Here is a 22,479-nt window from a genome sequence, read left to right on the forward strand (position 1 = left end):
CCTCTGCCGTCAAAGCAAAACAAGGGAATCCACTGTGCCAGTCTTCAAATGCTTCAAAATCAGTTACAGTTTTATAATTATAACGCTTCATGTATCAGTATGCCATGCCAAAACGAAAAAAACCGCCGGAAAAACCGGCGGTCACCTTTTCAGGCTTATGCGTATGGAGCAGCAACCCAATGACCTTTCGATACCTCGACAAGTCGAGTGTCTTCCTGCTCTATCCCGCTTCCACCCTTGGCAGAATGGATCGGTCCAGACAGCTCATCATCCATGATGATCCGCTTCTTGTTCTCCTCGATTTCCGGATCGGGAATCGGGATCGCAGACAGCAATGTCTTCGTATAAGGATGAATCGGATTGGCATAAAGCTCTTCGCTATCCGCGAGCTCTACCATCTTGCCTAAATACATAACCGCGACACGGTCGCTAATATGCTTGACCATGGAAAGATCATGGGCGATAAACAGATAAGTCAATCCAAGGCGATCCTGCAGTTCTTTGAGCAGGTTAACCACCTGTGCCTGAATGGATACGTCAAGCGCAGAGATCGGTTCGTCACAAATAATAAATTTAGGATTCACCGCGAGCGCCCGCGCAATACCAATCCGCTGACGTTGTCCACCCGAAAACTCATGCGGGTAACGCGTGGCATGATCGGGATTCAGTCCAACCATGTCCAGCAGTTCTTCGATACGATACTTGCGTTCCTTGCGGCTTCCTGCAAGCTTGTGAATGTCCAGCGCTTCGCCGATAATATCGGACACGGTAAAACGCGGATTCAGCGATGCATACGGATCTTGAAAGATCATCTGCATATCGCGGCGCATGGCTTTCATTTTGTTTGGAGGAAGTTTGTAGATATCGGTTCCGTTAAAACGCATGCTGCCTGCGGTAGGCTCGTACAAACGGAGGATGGTGCGGCCTGCGGTAGATTTTCCGCATCCGGACTCGCCAACCATGCCTAGCGTTTCGCCTTCACGAATAAAGAAATTGATGTCATCAACGGCTTTGACGATTTTGCCTCCGCCTACGTTAAAGTACTTTTTCAGACCTTCAACTTCGATCAAATGGTTCTCTTTCATGACGAATGTACCTCCTTCGCCATCTCATGCAGGTTCCAGCAGCGAGCCGTATGGGTATCGCTAAATTCCGTGGAGCCTGGATTGATGCGTTCGCAAACTTTCATCGCTTCATCACAACGCGCGCAGAATGCGCAGCCGATCGGCGGCTTGATCAAATCTGGCGGCGTACCGATGATCGGAATGAGAGGCTCATTCTTTTTCTGGTCCAGACGCGGCATGGAACGAAGCAAGCCCTTCGTGTACGGATGCTGCGGATTTTTAAAGATCTCCCATTTCGTTCCGGTTTCTACCACTTCGCCTGCATACATAACGATTACGCGGTCACACATACCGGCAACGACGCCAAGGTCATGCGTGATCAGAATAATGGAAGTGCCGAACTTCTTCTGCATGTCTTTCATGACATCCATAATTTGAGCCTGAATCGTTACGTCAAGCGCTGTCGTCGGTTCATCGGCGATCAGAAGCGCTGGATTACAAGCCAGAGCAATCGCAATCATAACACGCTGGCGCATACCGCCGGAGAATTCATGCGGGTACTGTCCGAAGCGTTCTTCCGGATTTTTAATGCCGACAAGCTTCAGCATTTCAACGCCGCGGGTTTTCGCTTCAGCTTTCGACAGCTTCTGATGCTTAATAAGAACTTCCGTAATTTGCTTGCCTACTTTAATCGTAGGGTTGAGGGAAGTCATTGGATCCTGGAAGATCATGCCGATATCTTTACCGCGGATATGCTCCATTTGTTTATTTGATTTTTTCAGGATATCTTCTCCCTGAAAAATAATTTCACCGCTTTTGATTTGAGAAGGCGGCGATGGGATCAGGCGCATAATCGTTTGAGCGGTAACACTCTTACCACTACCGGATTCACCTACAATCGCCACTGTTTCTCCTTTGCCTATTTCAAAGTTCATGCCGCGGACGGCCTTGACTTCTCCACCCTTTACTTGAAAGGAAACTTGCAGGTCTTTTACTTGTAAAATCGGTTCCATGATCTCACCTCCTGTTATTTCAGTTTCGGATCGAGCGCATCGCGGAGGCCATCACCGAAAATATTAAATGCCAGCATCGTCAAGCTGATCAGAATGGCCGGGAAGAGCATCCGCCAAGGATAATACATCCAGCCCGTCAATGCATCATTGATCATCGAACCCAGTGATGCCACCGGAGCTTGCACCCCGAGACCGAGGAAGCTGAGGAATGCTTCAGAGAAGATCGCATTCGGCACGGACAATGTCAGCGTTACGATGATTGGACCTACTGCATTGGGAAGCAAATGCCGGAACAACAACCGATTGGAGCCTGCACCCATGGAACGGGAGGCCAAAACATACTCTCTGTTTTTGAGCTGCATGATTTCGCCCCGCACGATCCAGGACATGTTGATCCATCCGGTGATGGTCAGTGCCAAAATGATGGTTCCTATGCTTGGTTCAAATACAACAAGCAGCAGGATAGTTACCAGCATATAAGGAATGGAGTACAAAATCTCCGAAAATTTGTTCATGATAGCATCCACGCGGCCACCGAAGAAGCCCATGATACCGCCGTAGATAACACCGATCATAAGATCGATTAACGCGGCCGCAAGACCGACAATCAGCGAGATGCGGGCACCCATCCAAGTACGCACGAACATATCGCGTCCCAAATCATCTGTTCCGAACCAGTGTTCTTTGGAAGGCGGCTGGTTCGTATTGAGCAGATCATTGGAGTAGTAGTTAAACTTAGAAATAAAAGGGCCGATAATCGCTGCGAGAATAATAAGCACGAGTACGACCAGGCTGGCCATGGCCAACTTGTTTTTGCGCAGTCGCAGCCAAGCGTCCTGCCATGCTGAAAGGCTTTCCCGCTGAATGACTTCAGCCTGCTTCTCATCAACGCCTATTTTGCGGAAGTCCTCGGGCGACAGCTCTACATTAGCGTTAGGCAAAGTTGTATCGTTAACTGCCATCGTTAGCCCTCCTTCCCGCCGGTTAATTTAATACGCGGATCAACCAGCACATAAACAATATCTGTAATAAAACGAGCAAGCATAAGCAGAATACCATAAAAAATCGTTACGCCCATAATCATCGTATAGTCACGGTTTGTGATACATTCAACGAACACTTTGCCTATGCCGCCGATACTAAAGATTTGTTCGATAACGACCGAACCGGTAATGATATTGGCCGTCATTGGACCGATATAGGTGACAACAGGCAAAATGCCGTTGCGAATGACATGCCGGAACATGATTGTGAACCAGTTAAGGCCCTTCGCTTTGGCTGTCTTGATATAGTCCGCATGCAGCACTTCAAGCATGCTGGAACGGGTCAGACGCGCGATAAAAGCAATCGGCTGAGCAGCCAGGGCTGCTACCGGAAGCACATAGTCCAGCGGTCCGTCAAAGCCCATAACGTTAAACCAACCGAGCTTCTCGCCGAAAACAAACTGGATTAAAGACGCCAGCACGAAGCTCGGGACCGCAATTCCCAGTACAGCGAGGATCATCGCGACATTGTCGATCAGTTTCCTATGGTAAAGAGCCGCGAGCATCCCGAGCAGGACCCCGATGAAGACGGAAATGACGATTGCGATCAATCCGATTTTCAGGGAAGCTGAGAAGGTTTGCAGGATAATGCCTGTTACTTCCTGATTTTGGTGTTTCATGGAGATGCCAAAATCACCAGTCGCGATATCACCGAGATATTTGAAGTATTGCTGGTAAACCGGCTTATCGAGACCGTACTGCTCCATGAGACGGGCTTGTATTTCAGGCGGAACCTTTTTCTCGGACATAAAAGGATCCCCAGGAATGGCTTTCATCAGAAAGAATGTGGCTGATATCAGAATAAACAATGACACCAGCATATAAAAAAACTTGTTGGCTACATAACGCACCATGCCCGATTACCCTCCCCGCTAATTTGTTTATACAATATTCGACATATTTCGATTTTAATGAATCGAGGGCACCTTTGTCCAATCTATTTATTACTAATCAAAGAAATATCTACCACAAGGGTGTGAGATGCAAAAAAAACGGGATATATATGGAGTTTCCACATATATATCCCGAATTACTTATCCAAATCTACACACGATGTTTACTCGAAGTAAGCACGCGTAAAGTCAACCCCACCTGCATAATCGATAAGTACACCTTTCAGGTTCGGTTTAAGCAGTGCTACGTTGGTATAATAGTAAATCGGCATAAGCACTTGTTGATCTTTGATCAAAATATTTTCGGCCTTAGTGAAATCTTCCATCCGCTTGTTGTTGTCAGCGGAAGAATAAGCATCCTTAATAAGAGCATCATAATCTGGGTTTTTGAAGCCTACGTCATTGTTACCGCTCTTCGAAGTCCACAGATCAAAGAATGTCATTGGATCATTGTAGTCTGGGCTCCAGCCTGCACGAGCGATTTGGTAGTTCAGACTTCTACGGTTTTTGAGGAATACGCCCCATTCTTGGTTCTCGGTTTTCACGTCAACACCCAGGTTTGTCTTCCACATATCAGCTACTGCAAGCGCAATTTTCTTATGCTTGTCACTGGAGTTATAGATCAGGGTTACTGGAGGAAGAGTCGTATATCCTTCTTCTTGCATACCCTCTTGAAGCATTTTTTTAGCCTCATCCATGTTTTCAGTGAAGAAATCGTCTTTATGTTCGGTACGGAATTCATCCTTGGCACCGGCGATGCCCGGAGGTACAAAACCAAATGCAGGTTTTTCCTCACTTTGAGTTACTTTGTCAACAATATCTTGACGGTTAATCGACATTGTAAAGGCTTTACGAATTTTAGCATTATCAAAAGGTTTTGCAGTTACATTAAATTGATAGTAATAAATGCTGCCGACAGCCTTAAGATCAAGCTCGTCCTTCAGCTCTTTCTTAACAGCTGGCATTTGGTCCGTAGGAATCTCGCCATTTGGCATACCTGCGAAGTCCAATTGTCCGCTTCTGTAGCTTGACAGCTCGGTTGCACCGCTGTTAGAAAGGGACATCGTGATTTTGTTCAGCTTAATGTCTTTGTTATCCCAATAGTTTGCGTTTTTCGAAACTTCGATCTTTTGACCGGTTGTCCATGTTGTCAGCGTGAATGGTCCGTTAGTGATCATTGTCTTCGGATCAGCAGACCATTTCGCGTTGTCTTTCACGGATTGATGCACCGGATAGAAAGTGTAGAACGAAGTCAGACCCAGGAAGTACGGAGTCGGATTGTTCAATGTAACTTCAAGCGTATTGTCGTCGGTTGCTTTTACGCCAACTGTAGAGAAATCAGTGGTCTTTTTACCGTTGAAATCTTCGGCACCTTTGATGTAGTACAGTTGATATGCGTAAGGAGGTGCTGGAGTCGTATTCGGATCAAGAACACGCTGCCATGCAAAGACGAAATCTTTCGCCGTTACAGGATCACCGTTACTCCATTTCGCATCTTTGCGGAGATGGAAAACATATTTCAATCCGTCGGACGAAATCTCCCATTTTTCTGCAACACCCGGAATTGGTTTACTGTTTTCGTCCAGGCGAACCAGACCTTCATACATCATGTTCAGAACGGTATGAGCTTGGCTGTCCTGCGCTTGAGCCGGATCAAACGTTGGCGGTTCAGCGCTGAGATTGATGTGCAGAACTTGCTCTTTCGCAGCTGCAGTGTTTTCTTTGCTGGAGCCGCTACCTTCTCCTTCTTTCTTGGAGCCGCAGCCCGCAAGAACGGTTCCTGCTACAAGGAGAAGAGTTAGTAGAGTTAAAAGTGTTTTCCTTCTCATGATAATCCCCCTAAGGTTGTTTGTAGTGTATGTTAAATGATTATACAACCAGTGGTCAAAAAAATCCACAGCTAATCAAAGAAAAAACCTTACATGCTTGAAATTGTATATATATTCTGCTTAATATCATTTGCATAATTAATTATTACATTGACATAAATATGTATTTAATCAAACCAATTATTGTAAAAACGAAGTAGCTAAAACTCATAATAATGAAGGACATTCTCCAAATCAATTTAGACATTTTCTGGACATCGATCCTGCCCTTCAGTCGGTTTTGGGCACTGCCAATCAATCCAACCGCTATCAATAGAAGCAATAAAATCAGATAAAATCCAAACCTTGAACCAAAGGTAAGATTAAACAATGCCGATACCGATATGATTAGGAACAGCGTCGTGACATCCATCGCAAGCTTCAGTGATGCCTTCTTGTTATGCTTCCACCAATAATGGATAAAATATACGGCCAGAAAAGGAAAAAACGGAAGAATGCTCAGAAAGATAAATGAATTTTTCAAAAAATCCAAATGACTCACTCCTCTCTTATCGTCAGGCCTTTGACCAGGCCGGTTATCAGTTCATGGGTTACAGCGCGCTTGTTGGCCTTCAATCCAAGAGCCGTAATACTGCCGTTAATCCAATCCACCTCCGTCGCAGCTCCCTCCTGTACATCCTTCAGCATGGAAGATGTGTTGCCTGCAGTCGAAGAGCATACTTCCAGGATTTGCTCCCATATATCATCCTCATAGGGGATGCCGCATGCATCATATACCTCAAGTGCCTCATCTAAAAGCATTCGCATGGTCTGCATACGCTTGTCCGATGCAAGTAGCTCGCCGTTAGGAATGTTCCATAGTGCAGTAAGCGGATTGATCACCGCATTAATCAACAGCTTCCGGTAAATTCTGCTATCGATGTCATTCGATAAATCGGCTGAAAATCCTGCTTTTTGCAGCATTTTGACCAATCTTTCAGCATGAACCGATACTTTTGCCCTGGAATGTGCCTCCGGGACTCCAATCCACGTCATACCAGATCCGGCATGCAGTACTTCGTGCCGCTTCGTCCGCTTCGCGCCTTCTGTCGTAATCGCTGCATACAATGGCCAACCCGGCAAAATACCTTCTATTCGTTCCATATGCCCGTAACCATTTTGAAAACAAACCACCCCGGGCTGCTGTTCCACTGAGATCCCTTCCTTCACAAGGCGGCCGGCTGTCATGGAACTCACCGCTTCAGCATCTTTTTGCTTGGTCATTAGGAATATCCATTGGCCAGGTTCCTGCTTCCAACGCTTCGAAAACTCCTCAATCGATCCAGTCAAGAAAGCCTCGGGATCGACGGCTGATTCCATTGCACCATGGACATCCAGAACAGTAATGCCTTTGCTTCGCAATTCTTTGGCCTGCCCAACGCTTCTGCACCATAACCGTACCTCCACGTCCGCAGCTGCCAGCTTGCCGCTATATAGAAGGCCTAGAGAGCCTGCTCCAACCACATCAATTATCATTTTCGTTCACCTGTCTTTTTTCTTGTGATTGTCATTCTAAAAATATTATATAGCATGTTTGCGCCTTGATACGAGAAAAAAGTCTGATGCTTGACAAGCACCAGACCACAAGTTTGATTACTGTAGATCCAAGATAAATACGGAAAAACCCGTTCGGCGCGCTTTTGCTCTCGCTTATCCGGACGGGTGTTCGGGTTATGGCTTTAGATACCTACGTTCTGCTACTCGATTCGCTCGAGATTTCCGTTTGCATCCATTTTAAACCGAGTTTTCAGTTCTTCCTCTTCTTCCGTTAAAAAAGCAAGCCTGCGGGCCCGATCCATGATTTGAATCAGCGCCTTGTAATCGTCGTTGACAACCCGATAATCCGTCTGAACTTCGTTGACTTCCTTGCTAAGCTGCTCATTGACTCTTTTTAGACTGGCAAGTTCTTCTTCCTTCTCACGAAGTTCCTTCTCCAGCATTTTCAACTGGCGGCCGTTTTCCTGCAAATTCCCTTTCCATTGGCGTAAAAAGCGTATGACAGCATCAATGGACAGCGATTCCTCGGTTGCACCCTCCACCTTGAAAAATCCGGCTTCCGCTTCGCTTAGGCTGAGACCAGCCACCTGCATCGGGTTCGAAGGTTGTTTTTTGTAATAACTTCGCTTTTGACGTTGCGTCTTCGCCAGGCTGATCGCTTCCTCATACTTCTTACGGACACAGCTGTTCCAGCGGAAACCGCAGGCTGCGGATGTCCTGCCAATTTTTTCCCCGACCTCCTCGAAGGCTGCAAGTTGTGTGCTTCCTTCGCGGATATGTCTCAAGGTCACCTCCGCTAAAATGAGATCATCCTCTGTACTCCATGCATCTTGTCTTACTGCTGTCATGCAACAAAACCCTCCTAACAACATCCTAAAATAACCGTCTCCATAACCGGCATTCTGCCGGGTTTGAATGAGGTATAACAGCTGCTTATTTTCATTTCTATGCTTCTCATAGAGTTCATAGAATCTATTTGATACTATTTTGTATTGCCAAATTTCAAATGGCTCATACTACATTAAATGAACTAAAGAAAAAATAGAGCATGCAAAAACGCCATAGCATTGAACATATCGCATAACAGCATCGTATTTAGTTCAATATATTCGCACACGGCCGTAAATGCATACCTCCCGTCTGAATAGTTTCAATAACATTGATCACAATAAATAATGAGCACCTCATCGTGACCACCCTAAGGACGGATGCATGCAAGCGATTTTCCGCATCGATTATAGACGACTTCAGCTACGCTGAAAAATTCACAAAATCTATAATCTTAAAAAGTTCACAATTGTTCACGACTTTTCGTTTACACATTTTTGGGTTAACGTTATAATGATGTGTAGTAAAGCTACGACCGTACATAAGGAGAGGGGGATACTACGTGGCACGCATGTTTCGAGTACTGGGCTTCTTTACACTCGCTATCGGTTTGATGGCATTTGCCGGGAACATGGTGGAAATGGCTCTGTTGTTCTTCTTGCAGACAGCATTTTTCGTGATTTTGGGTTATCTGAAGTTTACGGAAAAAACCTACATTCTTCTCTTCTGGGGCTATATGATCGTGACTTTTACCGGTTTCAGCTACTGGACAGTCTTTAAAATGGGACTACCGCTGTAAGCTACCGATCAAATGAGCTTGAAGAGTTACCAAAAAAAGACGATCCGACATCGATGCCGGACCGTCTTTTTTCTTTGTTTCGATCATCCTTACATGGTTGAAAAGAGAGGGATGATATTTTTTATAAACAAGCATATATTTACATGAGGGTTGATAAAAAATCCTTATCCAAGACTAGCCTTTGAGGGGAGGAGGATCTGTGAAGGCCGCAAAAAGACGCCTGCGCCTGATATATCTGCTTGTGCCGCTTCTGCTCCTCTCGCTGCTTCACCCGCAGCATAACCTTCTTGCCGATCCCGTCAAACCTGAGAACGATGACCAACAGCAAATGCTGCAGAAAAGTCTCTCTATCGTTGAAATCGACCATGAGATCGACCGCATCACCCGTCAGCAGGACGATACGCAGACTGGAATCGGCAAACTTCAGAGCCAGCTCGAAGCGAAGCAGGAGCAGATTAAAAACCGCCAGGAGCATGCAGGGGCCGTTGTTCGTTCCTATTATATGGGTGAAAGGGACAATCTGTTTACGCTGCTTTTTTCAGCCAAAAGCCTGAGCAATCTTCTGGAAATATACAGCTATTATGAAATGATCATGGATCAGGACAAGACAGTACTAAATGCTTATCAGTCCCAATATCAAAGCATCAAGGAAACACAGCAGAGAATGGAGAACTCCTATGCGCAGCTCACAGCGATAAAAAATAGCCTTATTAAGCAAAGAGAACGAGTCCTTGCGCTTCAAAAAGACCTTGATTCCAGCATTGCCGGCAGCAGCGATCCTGAAGCCATGAAAAAAATGATTCAGGAATTCACCAACTATTGGGAGAACGTCGGCATGTATGAAGTTAAACGCTACTTCTCGGCCCTTTCATCGGCTATGGATGACCTGCCTGAATTCATCCAGAACAAAAAAGGAGCCATCCGGACGAACGGCACCACGTATTCCATCGAAATTCAGGAAGATGATCTTAACGATTTTCTAAAGAGTAAAAATGAGCTTTTTAATAATTTCGCCTTCCATTTCCGTGACAACAAAGTCATTGCAGCAGGCGAAAGCGGCAATTTAAGCCTACAGGTGGAAGGGCATTACAGTGTTGAAAACGAGCCTGAAAATTCAATTTTATTTCATGTCGACAAGCTCGTGTTCAATGGGCTGGAACTGCCGGATACTACTTGCCGTCAGCTTGAAAAAGAATTTGACCTTGGCTTCTATCCGCAGCAAATTGTTTCCTTCGTTAAAGCTACTGAGGTGACCAGCAGAGATCAGATCCTACATGTTACGCTGAAGCTCTCCATGTAATCCCGCGCCTTGTTTGTGGGGAATGAAGGGTTTACTCCTTAGGGTGGCCTCCCATGGCCTCCCTATACTCCTGTTCCGTCATCTTACCGGATAAAAAGCGCTTCGCCGCCTTCGAAAAGATCTCCCACTCGGTTTGCAGCAGGCTGTCCGCTGCCTTATCTTCCGCCGGTTTCAGCAGCTGATCCAGGTGGATCGGTGGCTGTATCCATTGAAAATGCCCCTCCTCGTACATCTCCTTCAAGGCTGGCAAATAACCCGTTGCCGCCGACCAGAGCTGCTGGGAATGATTTGACGTCATATACGCGATCCATTCTGCAGCCGTCTCCGGTTGCTGTGCTTGGGCAGATACAGCATAAGATCTTCCGCGGAGCAAAAACGGATTTTCAGCGTAAAGCTGCTCGGGAAGACGTAGCTCCAGCGTGCCGTTCGTGTTCGTCTCCTTTCTGGCTGCCGAGGCAGGCATCGCCATCATAACGAGATCATCATTCCTCAAGCTTGTCCATGCTTCCCGGGTTCCGCCGGGCTCGATGAACTGTATTCCCATCCGGAGTTTGCTTAGGTATTCCAAGCTCTCATCTGTAGGGGATACAGGATTGGTGCCGACGATACCCATTAGAGCGGCAAAAGCGAAAGCATCCCCTGCGGGAATAGCAATCAATTTCTTATCCTTCCGGCCCTCCTGCTTGGCCAGCAGATCCTTCCATCCCTTGCCCGCCTGCGGAATATCAGATATACCCAATGTCTGCAAAGCATGTGCCTGCCAGACAAGCACGTAAGGGTCCATATCGAGAGGGATTCCCCACTGATATCCGTTCCACTCCAGCAATTGGATTATCGGGCTGATCACATCACTACCGTTTGTGCTGTTCTGATAAGATTCTGCAGGAAGTATGTACCCGCTTGAAGCAAGCGAACGGATCCAGGGACTATTGACAAGCATCACATCCGGCCCGTCCCCTACCTCAAGGGCTGCAGTCAACTGGTGGTAAGCATCGGCATCCGGGATATTCCGAATATCAACCTGTATGCCCGTTTCACTGATGAAGGATTGATTTATATCAAGCAGTTCCTTGTAATCGGATTCATTTAAATGTGTTACAACCCGAATCGGCTGATCGATCGTATCCTGCGGAGAGGAGGGCTGCGGATTCCAAGACATTGTTTTTCTTTCCTCGCTGCTGCTTTTGTTTGGAGTCAAATTTTGGCCTTGGGACAAGCTGGTCAATGCTAGCAGCAGGATAGCAAACAAAAACCAATAATTTTTCCGCTTCACGTCTTTCGGCCTCCTCTGGCAATGGCTTCATACCATATTCATCATTTTATCAAAAGGATAGGGCGCTTGTCCTACTTTTTATTGGAAAAGTTAACTTGATCTTGCTACGACCATGGACAAGAGTCCTGAAGCTTAGTGCCCGTTATGAGCAGAAGTATCCAGGACTCCCTACAGATATCTAAGATCTAGAGCAAATCAGCGGCCAATTGAGCCAGCTTGGAGCGCTCCCCTTTCTCTAGAGTGATATGCCCGCTAATGCCTTCCTGCTTAAATTTCTCCACAATATACGTAAGACCGTTGCTAGTGGCATCCAGATATGGATGGTCGATTTGTTCCGGATCACCCATCAAAATTATTTTGCTGCCTTCTCCAACGCGGGATACAATGGTTTTTACTTCATGTCGAGAAAGGTTCTGCGCTTCATCCACGATGATAAACTGTCCGGGGATCGACCGTCCTCGTATATACGTCAAGGCTTCGACCTGTATACTGCCGAGTCCCATCAGTATCTTGTCGATATCTCCTGCTTTTTTCGTGTCGAACAAAAATTCGAGATTATCGTAGATCGGTTGCATCCATGGGCGGAGCTTTTCTTCCTTTTCTCCGGGCAGATATCCGATATCCTTCCCCATCGGCACCACAGGTCTTGCAATCAGCAGTTTTTTATACTTATGCTCATCCTCGACCTTAAGCAATCCCGCTGCGAGCGCCAGCAAGGTTTTACCCGTACCCGCCTTCCCCGTAATCGTCACTAGAGGAATATCATCATTCAGCAAAAGTTCCAGGGCCATACGCTGCTGGGCATTACGCGCGTTGATCCCCCATACGGCATCATTGCTCAAATACAGTGGTTCCAGCTTGGATCCCTCCGTATTCACTTTCAGAAGTGCTGACTTGGTGCTTCCCATTTCGTCCTTCAAAATCACGAATTCATGGGGATTCAGCGGGTAGGATAACTGGAGCGGCTTGACTGGCAGAAAACGGTACGAATAGAATTCATCGATGATGGCTGGATGAACCTTCAATTTAAGGTTTCCCGTATACAGATCATCCGGACCTGCCGTTCGGTCAGACAAATAATCCTGCGTATTCAGTCCAAGCACGTCCGCCTTGATCCGGACCAGAACATCTTTGCTAACGAGCACTACTTGAGCCGGCTCCTCTTTATCCGCTTCTTCCATATGATAATTCAAGGCCACGGCAAGTATACGGTTGTCATTGGAAATCTCACCGAACATCTCCTGTACCTTGAGGAAACTTCTATGATTCAGCTCCACTTTCAGGCTTCCGCCATTATGGAGCACGACCCCGCTGTGCAGGTGCCCATTTTCCCTCAGTTGATCCAATACCCGGGATACCGTACGCGCATTACGGCCAATTTCATCGGCATTCCGCTTTTTGGAATCAATCTCCTCCAGAACTACGGCTGGAATGACGACCTCATGCTCCTCAAAAGCATAAATCGCGCCTGGATCATGAAGAAGCACATTGGTATCCAGTACAAAAATCTTTCTCATACCTTCTCCCTCCACTAACTCATAATGAACACATAAATTATTTCGTCATGGACATCCTAAGTTACAATTCGCCATTAGAATCTATGACCTGGAAAGGACGATCACATATGAGAATGCTTCTGCTTGTCGTGCTGGCACTAGCTGTCATCAGCGGCTGTAACAACAAGGCTCAAGACAAAAACGCATCACCCTCTCCTCAAAATAAACAGGGACCCTCGGCCGCTTCCAAAGATTACAATCGGATATCGCTAAAATCGACAGGGAACTCTGCGGTACGTGCAGCGGAGAATACGACGGATTTATCCCTCAAGGATCATCTCGAAGCCTTGGCCGAAAGAGTGGCAGGAGTCAAAAAAGCTCATGCTGTCGTGTTTGGCAATACCGCTGTCGTGGGGATCGATGTTGATGGCAAGCTAACCCGTTCCCGTGTCGGAACTATCAAATACTCCGTAGCCGAGGCGCTCCGTAAAGATCCTCGGGGCAAAAACGCCCTTGTGACAGCTGACATGGATCTATCCACCCGAATCGCTGAAATCGGTCAGCATATTCAAAAAGGCGAGCCTGTATCCGGTTTTGCTTCCGAACTCGCCGATATCGTCGGACGCATCGTACCCCAGCTTCCCAAGGATGTAAAACCCAAGAACCATGTTCCACCGGCTGCCCCAACCTCCAAGCATTGATTCCAATCAGCCCATTTTCAACATAACTCAACATTTTTTGCGCAGAATGAATAAAAAGCCTAGTGAGTTTCTCACTAGGCTTTTTATCATACAGCATCCGGACACATGGATATGCGTCCTGTTCAAGAACCGGCAAGCCGGCAGCTGCAGCATTCAATTGGTTAAATAATGGCTGAGTGCATGGTGCAACCGCTTCGGACATCTTCCCGACCTCCTGTACAGGTTCCAGTGTACTCTATTATATTAGGTGTTTTCGCAAATATTGCACCCAAGTTTAAGGATTTGCTTTTTCTGCGCTATCCGTCGCAGCCGGCAGTCCTTTTCCGGCAATTTCGTCCTTCAGGGCCTGTTTGGCTTTATCCAGCTCGGCGTCATCCACATACACGTAAGGGCTCTTCCATGTACCGGTTACCGGCATGAATTTGACGTTTTCTTTGTTTACCTTCCAGTAGGTCGCAATCATGTTCTTGAGCTGATCATTTTCGATATCGGTCTCCATGTTTTTGTCCATGGCATCCAAAACCCCGCCAAGACTGGTTACGCCTTTAAAGGATTGCATCTTATCGATGAGCGCATGCAAAACTTCGTTCTGTCTGCGGTTACGGTCGAAGTCGTCGGAACCTTGCGTTCTCGGACGGCAGTTGGATTTACGGTATCTCACGTAATCCAGCGCATCCTTACCGTCAAGCTTTTGCTCACCCTTTTTGAGGTTGATATTCGTTCCGTCAGCCTTGTCCCGGTAACACATGTTCATGTCCACATTGATATCGACGCCTCCTAGAGCGTCAACGGCGTCACGGAAACCCTGAAAATTAAGGACCGTTGCGTAATCAATCGGAATGTCCATGTATTTGCTGAGCATCGTCTTCATCTCATCCTCAGCCTTTTTGCCGCTCTTTTTCTCTTCCGAGAGGAAGATCGGGTAATATGCGTTTGCTTTATTTTCCCGATACCCTTTAAGCTCAATCTTCGTATCCCGCGGAAGCGATACAACCGTGACGGTTTTGGTATCCGGATTAAACGCGGTTACCATAATCACATCCGATAGATGGGTGCCTGTCTCCGGACGATAATCCGTACCAAGCAAAAGCATGGTCACAGGCTTCACTTTTGCCGATTTCTCGGCTGGGACCGGATTGTTGTTGCCGGTATCCAGTACGCCGCTATCTGCCTTGTAATACAGATAACCGAGGTATCCGGCTACGGCCAGCACACCCAGAATGATGATAATCAATATAAGTTTCAAAAATGTCTTAAATCCGTTCTTCTTTTTTTTCTTCTTTGGCGGCTGTTTGTTCTGCTTGCTGCCACTTTGAGATCGTGGAGGTAGGTTGGTATTGCTGGAACTCATCTCAAACACCTTTTTCATTTATTTTGAGGATTCTCTCTATAAACGATGCCAATCGTCAAAAAGTTGCGAAGAGCCGGATTCGTACGGCCTTAGCCCCGTTTAGCTGCTGTCTCTGCTTTCTTCTTCTGGCGGGCCTCCACAAAATAGCGGACGCGCACCATCAGCATTAAGGCAACCGCAACGAGCAGGCACTGGATGATCGGTAGCTTGTCGTGCTGAAATATAAGCAGCATCCCGGAACCAATGGCCATCAAAATATAAAGCAGTATTTCTTTTAGCAATGGAAGCTTTTGTCTGACACGAAATACCTTGTTATATACATACGTAATCAACACGAAAATGACAATGTAAGACACAAGCGAATGCGATGCAAACCAGGCTTGCACGTGCGGTACACTCCTTTCGGTAACAGGTCATTTGCCTGTACGTTCATTACAAATTGGCTTCAGCCATTTTCCGATGCTTCTCTGAGCGTTCACGCTCACTCTTGTTCAAGATCTTCTTGCGAAGACGAATCGATTTTGGCGTAATTTCGCAAAGCTCATCATCGTTCAGATATTCAAGCGCCTGTTCCATCGAGAAGATAATCGGCGTTTTCATTCTCACCGTTTCTTCTTTGTTGGCAGAACGGATATTGTTTACCGCTTTTTCTTTACAGATATTCACGACAATGTCATTATCGCGGGTATGTTCGCCAACGATCATGCCTTCGTAAATTTCGGTTCCCGGTTCCATGAACAAGGTTCCGCGGTCTTCGATTCCCATCATACCATAAGTTGTGCTAGTTCCGCTTTCGCTTGCTACAAGCACACCTTGGTGACGTCCGCCAACCTGTCCGCCGATCAGTGGTCCGTAGCTGTCGAACGCATGGTTCATCACGCCGTAGCCACGAGTCAGAGTCAGGAAGTACGTACGGTATCCAATCAGGCCGCGAGCTGGAATCAGGAACTCCAGACGAACCTGTCCATTACCGGAATTCACCATGTTGACCATTTCGGCTTTACGGGTTCCCAGGCTTTCCATAACAGGTCCCATGCTCTCTTCAGGAATGTCGATCAAGAGGCGTTCGATCGGTTCCATTCTTTTACCGTCGACTTCGCGAACGATAACCTCAGGCTTCGATACCTGCAGCTCATAACCTTCACGGCGCATGTTTTCGATCAAAATGCCCAAGTGAAGCTCACCGCGTCCGGAAACGATGAAAGCATCCGGGCTGTCTGTTTCATCCACACGCAAGCTCACGTCCGTTTCAAGCTCTTTCAAGAGACGTTCACGCAGCTTACGGGAAGTCACCCATTTGCCTTCGCGGCCTGCAAAAGGACTGTTATTTACAAGGAATGTCATTTGCAGTGTTGGTTCATCAATTTTGAGGACAGGGAGCGCTTCAGGATTTGTCGGATCCGCAATGGTTTCACCAATGTTGATATCCTTGATACCTGCAATAGCAACGATATCGCCTGCGCCTGCTTCTTCCATCTCGATGCGTTTCAGGCCTTGGAAGCCAAACAACTTCTCGATACGGGCTGTTTTGCTTTTGCCATCGCGCATAATTACGGTAACTGCTTGGCCTTGCTTGATCACGCCGCGGTTTACGCGCCCGATCGCAATACGGCCCAAATATTCGTTGTAATCCATCAAGGTAACGAGGAACTGAAGAGGTTCTTCTACGTTTTCAGTAGGATGAGGAATGTGCTCCGTAATGGTTTCGTACAGAGCAAGCATGTTGTCATCCTGCTTCTCTGGATCGAGGCTTGATGTTCCGTTCAATGCTGATGCATAGACAACAGGGAAGTTCAACTGATCATCGTTGGCTTCGAGTTCAATGAACAGGTCCAACACTTCATCGATAACTTCCGCAGGACGCGCAGCAGGACGGTCGATCTTGTTCACAACGACAATCGGAGTGAGGTTTTGCTCGAGAGCTTTGCGGAGTACGAATTTGGTTTGTGGCATGCAGCCTTCATATGCGTCTACGACCAGCAGAACGCCGTCAACCATTTTCATGATCCGTTCCACTTCACCGCCAAAGTCGGCGTGTCCCGGTGTATCCAAAATGTTAATCAAATAGTCTTTATACGTAATGGCCGTATTTTTGGCCAAAATGGTAATTCCGCGCTCACGCTCCAGGTCATTGGAGTCCATGGCCCGCTCCTGCAAATGCTCGTGTTTTCCAAAAATACCTGATTGCTGCAGAAGCTGGTCTACCAGTGTTGTTTTGCCGTGGTCAACGTGGGCAATAATCGCAATGTTGCGAATTTTATCTCTTGAATGCATGACTTTTATCCAGATCCTTTCCCTTTCAAATCAATGCCAATATCTTTCACCAAAAGAAGCGCCGGGCGGTAATGCCGACGACGCTTCAACATATCCCTTATATTATAGTGAATTTTCAGAAAAAAACAAGCATTTTTACAGAAAATAGAATTCGCTGGCGAATGCCTTACCAGCCGCGATTCCACTTTCCGCCCTTCGACTTTCCTCTTCCTGAAATAAACCATATTCCCAGCGCAATGAGCAGAACCGCCAGCACATAAATGGCGCCGGTGTGCAGCAAAGTGAAGAAAAGAAGTACGAGCGACACCAGTCCAAGAAACAGCGCAATCAGCAGAACACCTTCCGGCTTGGGCGACTCGAACAAATGATATTCATACACCCCGACTGCAAATCCGAGTAAAAAGACCGGCCATAAATACGACATCAATCCCCAGCCCCAGAGATTACAGATCTCAAACAGCAATCCGTAAACCGCTAGAACTCCTCCCGGTATCAGTACATAAGCGCGTGCACGATTGCTGAAAAACAGCAGATGAATCAGCAGCCCGACCACCAGAATGGCAAGCGGCCATAACGTGCGACCCAAAAATCCGAACACACCCAATTTCCCCAGCAAGATCACAACGCCAGCCACAACGATAAACAGACCCAGCCTTACATCGTTCTTGGAGGACATTTTTCCCCACCCTCTTCCCCTCTATACCTTGTACGTCTGCTCCCGCAGGATACGACATGTTTTCACCTTTAGTTTATCTGAAAAGGAATGAAAAAACCATATTCATCCCGCAATTTTTTTGCATGTCATAAACGCCAAAAAAGCCGGTTTTTACCGGCTATTGTGACATGACTATGTTCGGCTCAACGAGACTTTCTTGAAACTGCCTGCCGCAATGACCAGAACGGTCAGCAGCGCGGGAACGAACCTATGTATCTCCGGCAGTATGGAGGACAGTAATATGCCCATTCTGGAATCCTGCAGAAGCATTTCACCCGCTGTGTACCCCAGGATGCCCGCCCCTAAGTAAACGAGCAGAGGATATCGATGAAGGAGGCCCACGATCAGGTTACTTCCGAATACGACAATCGGAATACTGATCGCGATGCCGATTACGATCAGCGCCAAATCGCCATTCGCTACACCGGCAAGGGCCAACACATTGTCAAGACTCATAATAAAATCAGCAGCCAAAATGCTCCGCACCGCTTTCCAAATGGAAGCCGACTCGCCCATTCTTACGTCATCCTTATCGTCGGCCAGCAGCTTGAAAGCAATCCAGAACAACAGGATTCCTCCTGCGGCTTGCACATATGGAATTTTCAGCAGCAGGACGGCCGCAAACGTCAGTATGCATCTGAGAACCACCGCACCCAAGGCTCCCCACCAGACAGCCTGCTTGCGCTGTTTCGGCGGCAGATTTTTGCTTGCCAGCGCAATGACCACGGCGTTGTCTCCGCTCAGAACCAGATTAATCATCAGGATCTGCATCAGAAGCCATATCGATTCCAACAGTCAACACCCCCACTACTACTCCTATGCGCCTGTCGGCCAGGCTATGCTTGACTCTCAATGAAAAATTATCCTATAATGAATCCGATTTGCTTCACTGTCTGAACGAACAATGATTGTCTTGTTATTCTTGCAATAATTGAGGAATAATCAATCATACCGTTAGTTCATTCTATACTTAGACTCCGTATACAGTCATGATGAGGAGTGACCTGATGTGGAAGCATCCATTTTTGCCTTCTTGGCAAAACTAGTCAATATCGTGTTTTTGGATCTCATTTTAGCTGGCGATAACGCGATCGTCATTGGCCTTGCTGCGAGGAATTTGCCATCCTCGACTCAGAAAAAGGCCATTTTTTATGGAACGGGCGGCGCCGTTCTGCTGCGTATCGCTGCAACGATCATCGTTGTTTGGCTCCTGAAGATTCCTTGGCTCCTGCTTGTGGGAGGTATCCTGCTCATAGGAATTGCGTATAAGCTGCTGGCTGACAATGACGATCATACCGACGTTAAGGCAGGGCGAACGCTTTGGGGAGCTGTACGGACGATCATCGTGGCCGATGCAGCCATGGGGCTGGATAATGTCATCGCGGTTGCCGGCGCGGCGCAGCAAAATATAATTCTGGTCGTTCTTGGCCTGCTGATCAGCGTTCCCATTGTCGTGTGGGGCAGCACCTTGTTCATAAAGCTGATCGACCGTTTTCCTTGGATTATTTATTTGGGCTCGGCAGTACTCGGATATACGGCATCCAATATGATAACGGAAGAAAAGAGACTGCATTCCTTCTTCGAAGAACATCCGTCTGTCCGAATCGTATTTATCGTTATCGTCATCGTTGCGATTCTCGGAGCAGGTTATTTGAAAAAGCGTTCGGACTCGCGAAAGAAGAACAACGAAAATTCATACAACCATATAAAGTGAAATAAAGCTGTGATCCATCTTTAGGATGGCCTGAAGAGATGATGAGTCTCTTCTTTATTTCAATTTATGTAGAAAAAGGACCTCCACCCGTCAGGTTGGAAGTCCTTTTTTTATGGATTAAAACCACGCTTCATCGATTCCGTCTTCACGGTCTGCTTCGATGACAGTTTCCGGCGTAATGACCACGGTTTCCGTCCGCTCTACCGCTTCCTCCATCATCTTCTGAAGATGAACCAGATTCATTTCGATTCTTTCGACAATGCGCAGATTGGGATTGGTCGCAGGTGATTTCGGAACAAATAACGTACAACAGTCCTCGTACGGCAATATGGATGTCTCATACGTGCCGATCTGCTTGGCTATTTCAATAATTTCGCTCTTATCCATCATAATCAACGGACGCAGTAAAGGCAGATCCGTGGCGCGTCCGATTACATTCATGCTTGGAAGCGTCTGGCTTGCCACTTGACCCAGACTATCCCCTGTGACGATGGCCTGCGCACCCTCGCGTTCTGCCAGCATGGTAGCGATACGCAGCATGGAACGCCGCATGAGTGTAATAATCAGATTATCTTGGCCTTGGCCAGTAAACGAAGTCTGGATATCCGTAAATGGAACCAGGTGCAGTTTGACCTCACCCGTATATCCGGACAGTACTTTGGCGAGCTCCATCACTTTTTCCTTGGCCTTACGGCTGGTGAACGGGTAGCTGTAGTAATGCACGCATTCGACTTCCAATCCCCGCCGCATGCTGGTAAAGCCGGCTACAGGGCTGTCGATACCACCGGACAACAGCAGCATTGCCTTTCCATTGCTTCCGCGTGGAAATCCACCTGCTGCGGGGATAACCTCGCAGTATATATAAGTGCCCTGTTCTCGAATCTCGACGCGAAGCTGCAGCTCCGGATCCTTCATGCTTACTCTTAACAAGGAGAACTTTTTTAATAAAGGCGAGCCGACCAGATGATTCATTTCCTGCGACGGATGCGGAAAAGCCTTCCATACCCTGCGGGCTGTGACCTTGAAGGAAGTCTCCTTCTTAAGGTCCATCTGCTCCAGAAATAAAGCGCTCGTTTCAACGATTTTATCCAGCTGCGAAGCGCAAACGACCACCGGACTGATCGAGTGAATACCGAATATCTTCTTCAGCTCAGCGATCAATTGGTCTGCATTCTCGCCATTCAAGGCAATATATAACCTGCCGTATTCCTTCTGGATTTGTGCAGCGGGAAAAGAAGAAAGGACGGATCTTACATGCGTCAAAACCGTTTTCTCAAAGCGGTTGCGATTCTTTCCCTTTAGGGTAAACTCTCCAAAACGGAGCAGCAGCATATCATATTTCAAGCTCATTTCATTCCTTCCTGTCTAAGCGGTTGCAGTCGGCTTACTGCCGCTTCAAGCGCCATTTGCAGCTTATTCAAATCTTGTTGCGTGTTCGTCATTCCCATACTGATCCGTATGGCGCTGGAAGCCGCATCCACGCTGCGCCCCATGGCGAGCAGTACGCGGCTTGGTTCCGAGGTCTTGGAGGAACAAGCTGATTTAGTGGATACCAGCATCCCATGTTCTTCCAAAGTATGCAGCAGAACCTCGGCTTTCATCCCGGGAAAAGACACATTGACGATATGGGCAGCCCCTTCCTCGAAGCTGTTCAGCTCTAATCCAGGCGTGTTGCGGATCCAAGCAAGCAAGCCAGCCTTGAGTGCACCGACCTCTTTCATGAACGCGTCGGTTTGTTCAGCAGCCATCCGCATGGCTTTGGACATCGCGACGAACCCGGGAATATTCTCGGTGCCCGCCCGAAGTCCCGATTCCTGCTTACCTCCGGACAGTAGCGGATGAAGCATAATGCCTTCCCGCTTGTAAAGCACTCCTGTGCCTTTGGGACCACGAATTTTATGCGCGGACAAGGTGTAGAGATCCGCCTTCCACTCATCCAGACGGACCGGAAGCTTGCCGAAGCCTTGGACTCCATCGATATGAAAAACAGTCAGAGGATTGGCTTGCTTCAGTGCATGTCCAATTTCAGCAAGGGGCTGCACCGCTCCCGTTTCATTGTTAACATGCATGATACTGACAAGGATGGTATCCTTACGAACCGCCGAAGCAAGCTCGGAGGGATCCACCATCCCTTTGCCATCGACCGGTAAAAAGGTCACTTCATATCCCTGTTTTTCCAATGCCAAGCAGCTGTCATATACGGATGGATGCTCGATCCGCGTCGTGATGATATGCTTTCCTCGGCTTTCATACTGTAAGGCGGCTCCTTTGATCGCCATATTATTCCCTTCCGTGGCTCCGGATGTCAGAATGACCTCGGACGGCTTAACGTTAAGGGAAGAAGCGCATACTTCGCGAGCACGTTTGATTAACTTGGCCGCATCCTCCCCCATGCTGTGAATAGACGAAGGGTTTCCGTAGTGCTTTTTCATCACCTCCGCCATCGTCTGGATGACTTCATCATATGGAGGTGTGCTTGCCGCATGATCCCAATATATCATTTTATCTCATCCTTCCGCTTCCAAATTCCGGACAATATAAAGAGATCAAACAGGGGGCCATACTTGTCAAAGTAACTTCATCCGTTGCCATTCTCCCCGTTTGATCCCTGATATCAAGTTATATGGAAATAATTTCACGATACCTTAAA

General features: G+C 47.3%; 21 protein-coding genes. 4 read left to right on the top strand and 17 right to left on the bottom strand.

Annotation, left to right across the window (positions count from 1 at the left end):
* Window positions 1-155 precede the first annotated feature (155 nt).
* The 8 genes from GRF59_RS16635 to GRF59_RS16670 form a co-directional block, all read right to left on the bottom strand.
* Window positions 156-1,085: an ABC transporter ATP-binding protein gene (locus tag GRF59_RS16635; protein WP_160498814.1), complete on the bottom strand. Its 930-nt coding sequence runs from the start codon at window positions 1,083-1,085 to the stop codon at window positions 156-158.
* Window positions 1,082-2,077, bottom strand: a complete 996-nt coding sequence (locus GRF59_RS16640; RefSeq protein ID WP_160498815.1) for an ABC transporter ATP-binding protein — start codon at window positions 2,075-2,077, stop codon at window positions 1,082-1,084. Before GRF59_RS16640 ends, GRF59_RS16635 begins: the two co-directional genes overlap by 4 nt.
* Before the next feature lie 14 nt (window positions 2,078-2,091).
* A complete protein-coding gene (locus GRF59_RS16645) occupies window positions 2,092-3,039 on the bottom strand; it encodes an ABC transporter permease (RefSeq protein ID WP_160498816.1) in 948 nt (315 codons plus the stop codon).
* Window positions 3,040-3,041: 2 nt separating this feature from the next.
* Window positions 3,042-3,974 (bottom strand): ABC transporter permease, encoded by a 933-nt coding sequence (locus tag GRF59_RS16650; RefSeq protein WP_160498817.1) that lies wholly within the window; start codon window positions 3,972-3,974, stop codon window positions 3,042-3,044.
* A gap of 203 nt (window positions 3,975-4,177) precedes the next feature.
* Window positions 4,178-5,842 carry a peptide ABC transporter substrate-binding protein gene (locus GRF59_RS16655; protein WP_160498818.1) on the bottom strand — a complete coding sequence of 555 codons (1,665 nt, stop codon included), beginning with the start codon at window positions 5,840-5,842 and terminating at the stop codon, window positions 4,178-4,180.
* A gap of 145 nt (window positions 5,843-5,987) precedes the next feature.
* A complete protein-coding gene (locus GRF59_RS16660) occupies window positions 5,988-6,383 on the bottom strand; it encodes a DUF3397 domain-containing protein (RefSeq protein ID WP_341480086.1) in 396 nt (131 codons plus the stop codon).
* Window positions 6,380-7,357 (bottom strand): ketopantoate reductase family protein, encoded by a 978-nt coding sequence (locus GRF59_RS16665; protein WP_160498820.1) that lies wholly within the window; start codon window positions 7,355-7,357, stop codon window positions 6,380-6,382. The genes GRF59_RS16660 and GRF59_RS16665 overlap by 4 nt, the downstream gene beginning before the upstream one ends.
* A 221-nt stretch (window positions 7,358-7,578) precedes the next feature.
* Window positions 7,579-8,226, bottom strand: coding sequence for an RsfA family transcriptional regulator (locus GRF59_RS16670; RefSeq protein WP_160498821.1), 648 nt, complete (start codon window positions 8,224-8,226; stop codon window positions 7,579-7,581).
* Window positions 8,227-8,768: 542 nt separating this feature from the next.
* Between GRF59_RS16670 and GRF59_RS16675 the strand changes: the two genes are divergently transcribed.
* Both GRF59_RS16675 and GRF59_RS16680 read left to right on the top strand, forming a co-directional pair.
* On the top strand, window positions 8,769-9,005 hold the full coding sequence (locus GRF59_RS16675; protein WP_136606519.1) for a DUF2626 family protein: 237 nt from the start codon (window positions 8,769-8,771) through the stop codon (window positions 9,003-9,005).
* A 199-nt stretch (window positions 9,006-9,204) separates the two neighbouring features.
* Window positions 9,205-10,305 (top strand): coiled-coil domain-containing protein, encoded by a 1,101-nt coding sequence (locus GRF59_RS16680; protein WP_341480087.1) that lies wholly within the window; start codon window positions 9,205-9,207, stop codon window positions 10,303-10,305.
* A 31-nt stretch (window positions 10,306-10,336) separates the two neighbouring features.
* Here the strand turns inward: GRF59_RS16680 and GRF59_RS16685 are convergent, their stop codons facing one another.
* Both GRF59_RS16685 and GRF59_RS16690 read right to left on the bottom strand, forming a co-directional pair.
* Window positions 10,337-11,578, bottom strand: coding sequence for an extracellular solute-binding protein (locus tag GRF59_RS16685; protein WP_160498822.1), 1,242 nt, complete (start codon window positions 11,576-11,578; stop codon window positions 10,337-10,339).
* Window positions 11,579-11,763: 185 nt separating this feature from the next.
* A complete protein-coding gene (locus GRF59_RS16690) occupies window positions 11,764-13,095 on the bottom strand; it encodes a PhoH family protein (protein WP_160498823.1) in 1,332 nt (443 codons plus the stop codon).
* A gap of 107 nt (window positions 13,096-13,202) precedes the next feature.
* On the opposite strand from GRF59_RS16690, the gene GRF59_RS16695 reads away from it, so the two are divergent.
* On the top strand, window positions 13,203-13,775 hold the full coding sequence (locus GRF59_RS16695; RefSeq protein WP_160498824.1) for a YhcN/YlaJ family sporulation lipoprotein: 573 nt from the start codon (window positions 13,203-13,205) through the stop codon (window positions 13,773-13,775).
* Window positions 13,776-14,049: 274 nt separating this feature from the next.
* Here GRF59_RS16695 and GRF59_RS16700 read toward each other — a convergent pair whose 3' ends face one another.
* The 5 genes from GRF59_RS16700 to GRF59_RS16720 all read right to left on the bottom strand — a co-directional run bounded on the left by GRF59_RS16700 (window position 14,050) and on the right by GRF59_RS16720 (window position 18,907).
* Entirely contained in the window at window positions 14,050-15,126 is a 1,077-nt protein-coding gene (locus GRF59_RS16700) for an LCP family protein (RefSeq protein ID WP_160498825.1), read from the bottom strand.
* 89 nt (window positions 15,127-15,215) lie between these two features.
* A complete protein-coding gene (locus GRF59_RS16705; RefSeq protein ID WP_160498826.1) occupies window positions 15,216-15,512 on the bottom strand; it encodes a YlaH-like family protein in 297 nt (98 codons plus the stop codon).
* A 46-nt stretch (window positions 15,513-15,558) separates the two neighbouring features.
* A complete protein-coding gene (gene typA, locus GRF59_RS16710; RefSeq protein ID WP_160498827.1) occupies window positions 15,559-17,400 on the bottom strand; it encodes a translational GTPase TypA in 1,842 nt (613 codons plus the stop codon).
* 166 nt (window positions 17,401-17,566) lie between these two features.
* Window positions 17,567-18,076 (bottom strand): hypothetical protein, encoded by a 510-nt coding sequence (locus GRF59_RS16715; protein WP_160498828.1) that lies wholly within the window; start codon window positions 18,074-18,076, stop codon window positions 17,567-17,569.
* A 171-nt stretch (window positions 18,077-18,247) separates the two neighbouring features.
* Complete coding sequence (locus GRF59_RS16720) at window positions 18,248-18,907, bottom strand: TerC family protein (RefSeq protein ID WP_160498829.1); 660 nt, start codon at window positions 18,905-18,907, stop codon at window positions 18,248-18,250.
* 217 nt (window positions 18,908-19,124) lie between these two features.
* On the opposite strand from GRF59_RS16720, the gene GRF59_RS16725 reads away from it, so the two are divergent.
* The gene (locus GRF59_RS16725; RefSeq protein ID WP_160498830.1) at window positions 19,125-19,829 is read left to right on the top strand and encodes a YjbE family putative metal transport protein; all 705 of its coding nucleotides are present in this window, start codon (window positions 19,125-19,127) and stop codon (window positions 19,827-19,829) included.
* 117 nt (window positions 19,830-19,946) lie between these two features.
* Here the strand turns inward: GRF59_RS16725 and thiI are convergent, their stop codons facing one another.
* The gene (gene thiI / locus GRF59_RS16730; RefSeq protein ID WP_160499127.1) at window positions 19,947-21,173 is read right to left on the bottom strand and encodes a tRNA uracil 4-sulfurtransferase ThiI; all 1,227 of its coding nucleotides are present in this window, start codon (window positions 21,171-21,173) and stop codon (window positions 19,947-19,949) included.
* Window positions 21,174-21,175: 2 nt separating this feature from the next.
* On the bottom strand, window positions 21,176-22,330 hold the full coding sequence (locus GRF59_RS16735; protein WP_160498831.1) for a cysteine desulfurase family protein: 1,155 nt from the start codon (window positions 22,328-22,330) through the stop codon (window positions 21,176-21,178).
* Between the last annotated feature and the right edge of the window lie 149 nt (window positions 22,331-22,479).

Origin of the sequence: Paenibacillus dendrobii (genome assembly GCF_009807035.1) — a bacterium.
Lineage (GTDB): Bacteria > Bacillota > Bacilli > Paenibacillales > Paenibacillaceae > Paenibacillus_AQ > Paenibacillus_AQ dendrobii.

Coding starts and splice junctions, on each gene's coding strand:
- GRF59_RS16635 (WP_160498814.1), bottom strand. CDS start 1,085: ATGAAAGAGAACCATTTGATCGAAGTTGAAGGTCTGAAAAAGTACTTT.
- GRF59_RS16640 (WP_160498815.1), bottom strand. CDS start 2,077: ATGGAACCGATTTTACAAGTAAAAGACCTGCAAGTTTCCTTTCAAGTA.
- GRF59_RS16645 (WP_160498816.1), bottom strand. CDS start 3,039: ATGGCAGTTAACGATACAACTTTGCCTAACGCTAATGTAGAGCTGTCG.
- GRF59_RS16650 (WP_160498817.1), bottom strand. CDS start 3,974: ATGGTGCGTTATGTAGCCAACAAGTTTTTTTATATGCTGGTGTCATTG.
- GRF59_RS16655 (WP_160498818.1), bottom strand. CDS start 5,842: ATGAGAAGGAAAACACTTTTAACTCTACTAACTCTTCTCCTTGTAGCA.
- GRF59_RS16665 (WP_160498820.1), bottom strand. CDS start 7,357: ATGATAATTGATGTGGTTGGAGCAGGCTCTCTAGGCCTTCTATATAGC.
- GRF59_RS16670 (WP_160498821.1), bottom strand. CDS start 8,226: ATGACAGCAGTAAGACAAGATGCATGGAGTACAGAGGATGATCTCATT.
- GRF59_RS16690 (WP_160498823.1), bottom strand. CDS start 13,095: ATGAGAAAGATTTTTGTACTGGATACCAATGTGCTTCTTCATGATCCA.
- GRF59_RS16695 (WP_160498824.1), top strand. CDS start 13,203: ATGAGAATGCTTCTGCTTGTCGTGCTGGCACTAGCTGTCATCAGCGGC.
- GRF59_RS16700 (WP_160498825.1), bottom strand. CDS start 15,126: ATGAGTTCCAGCAATACCAACCTACCTCCACGATCTCAAAGTGGCAGC.
- typA (WP_160498827.1), bottom strand. CDS start 17,400: ATGCATTCAAGAGATAAAATTCGCAACATTGCGATTATTGCCCACGTT.
- GRF59_RS16715 (WP_160498828.1), bottom strand. CDS start 18,076: ATGTCCTCCAAGAACGATGTAAGGCTGGGTCTGTTTATCGTTGTGGCT.
- GRF59_RS16735 (WP_160498831.1), bottom strand. CDS start 22,330: ATGATATATTGGGATCATGCGGCAAGCACACCTCCATATGATGAAGTC.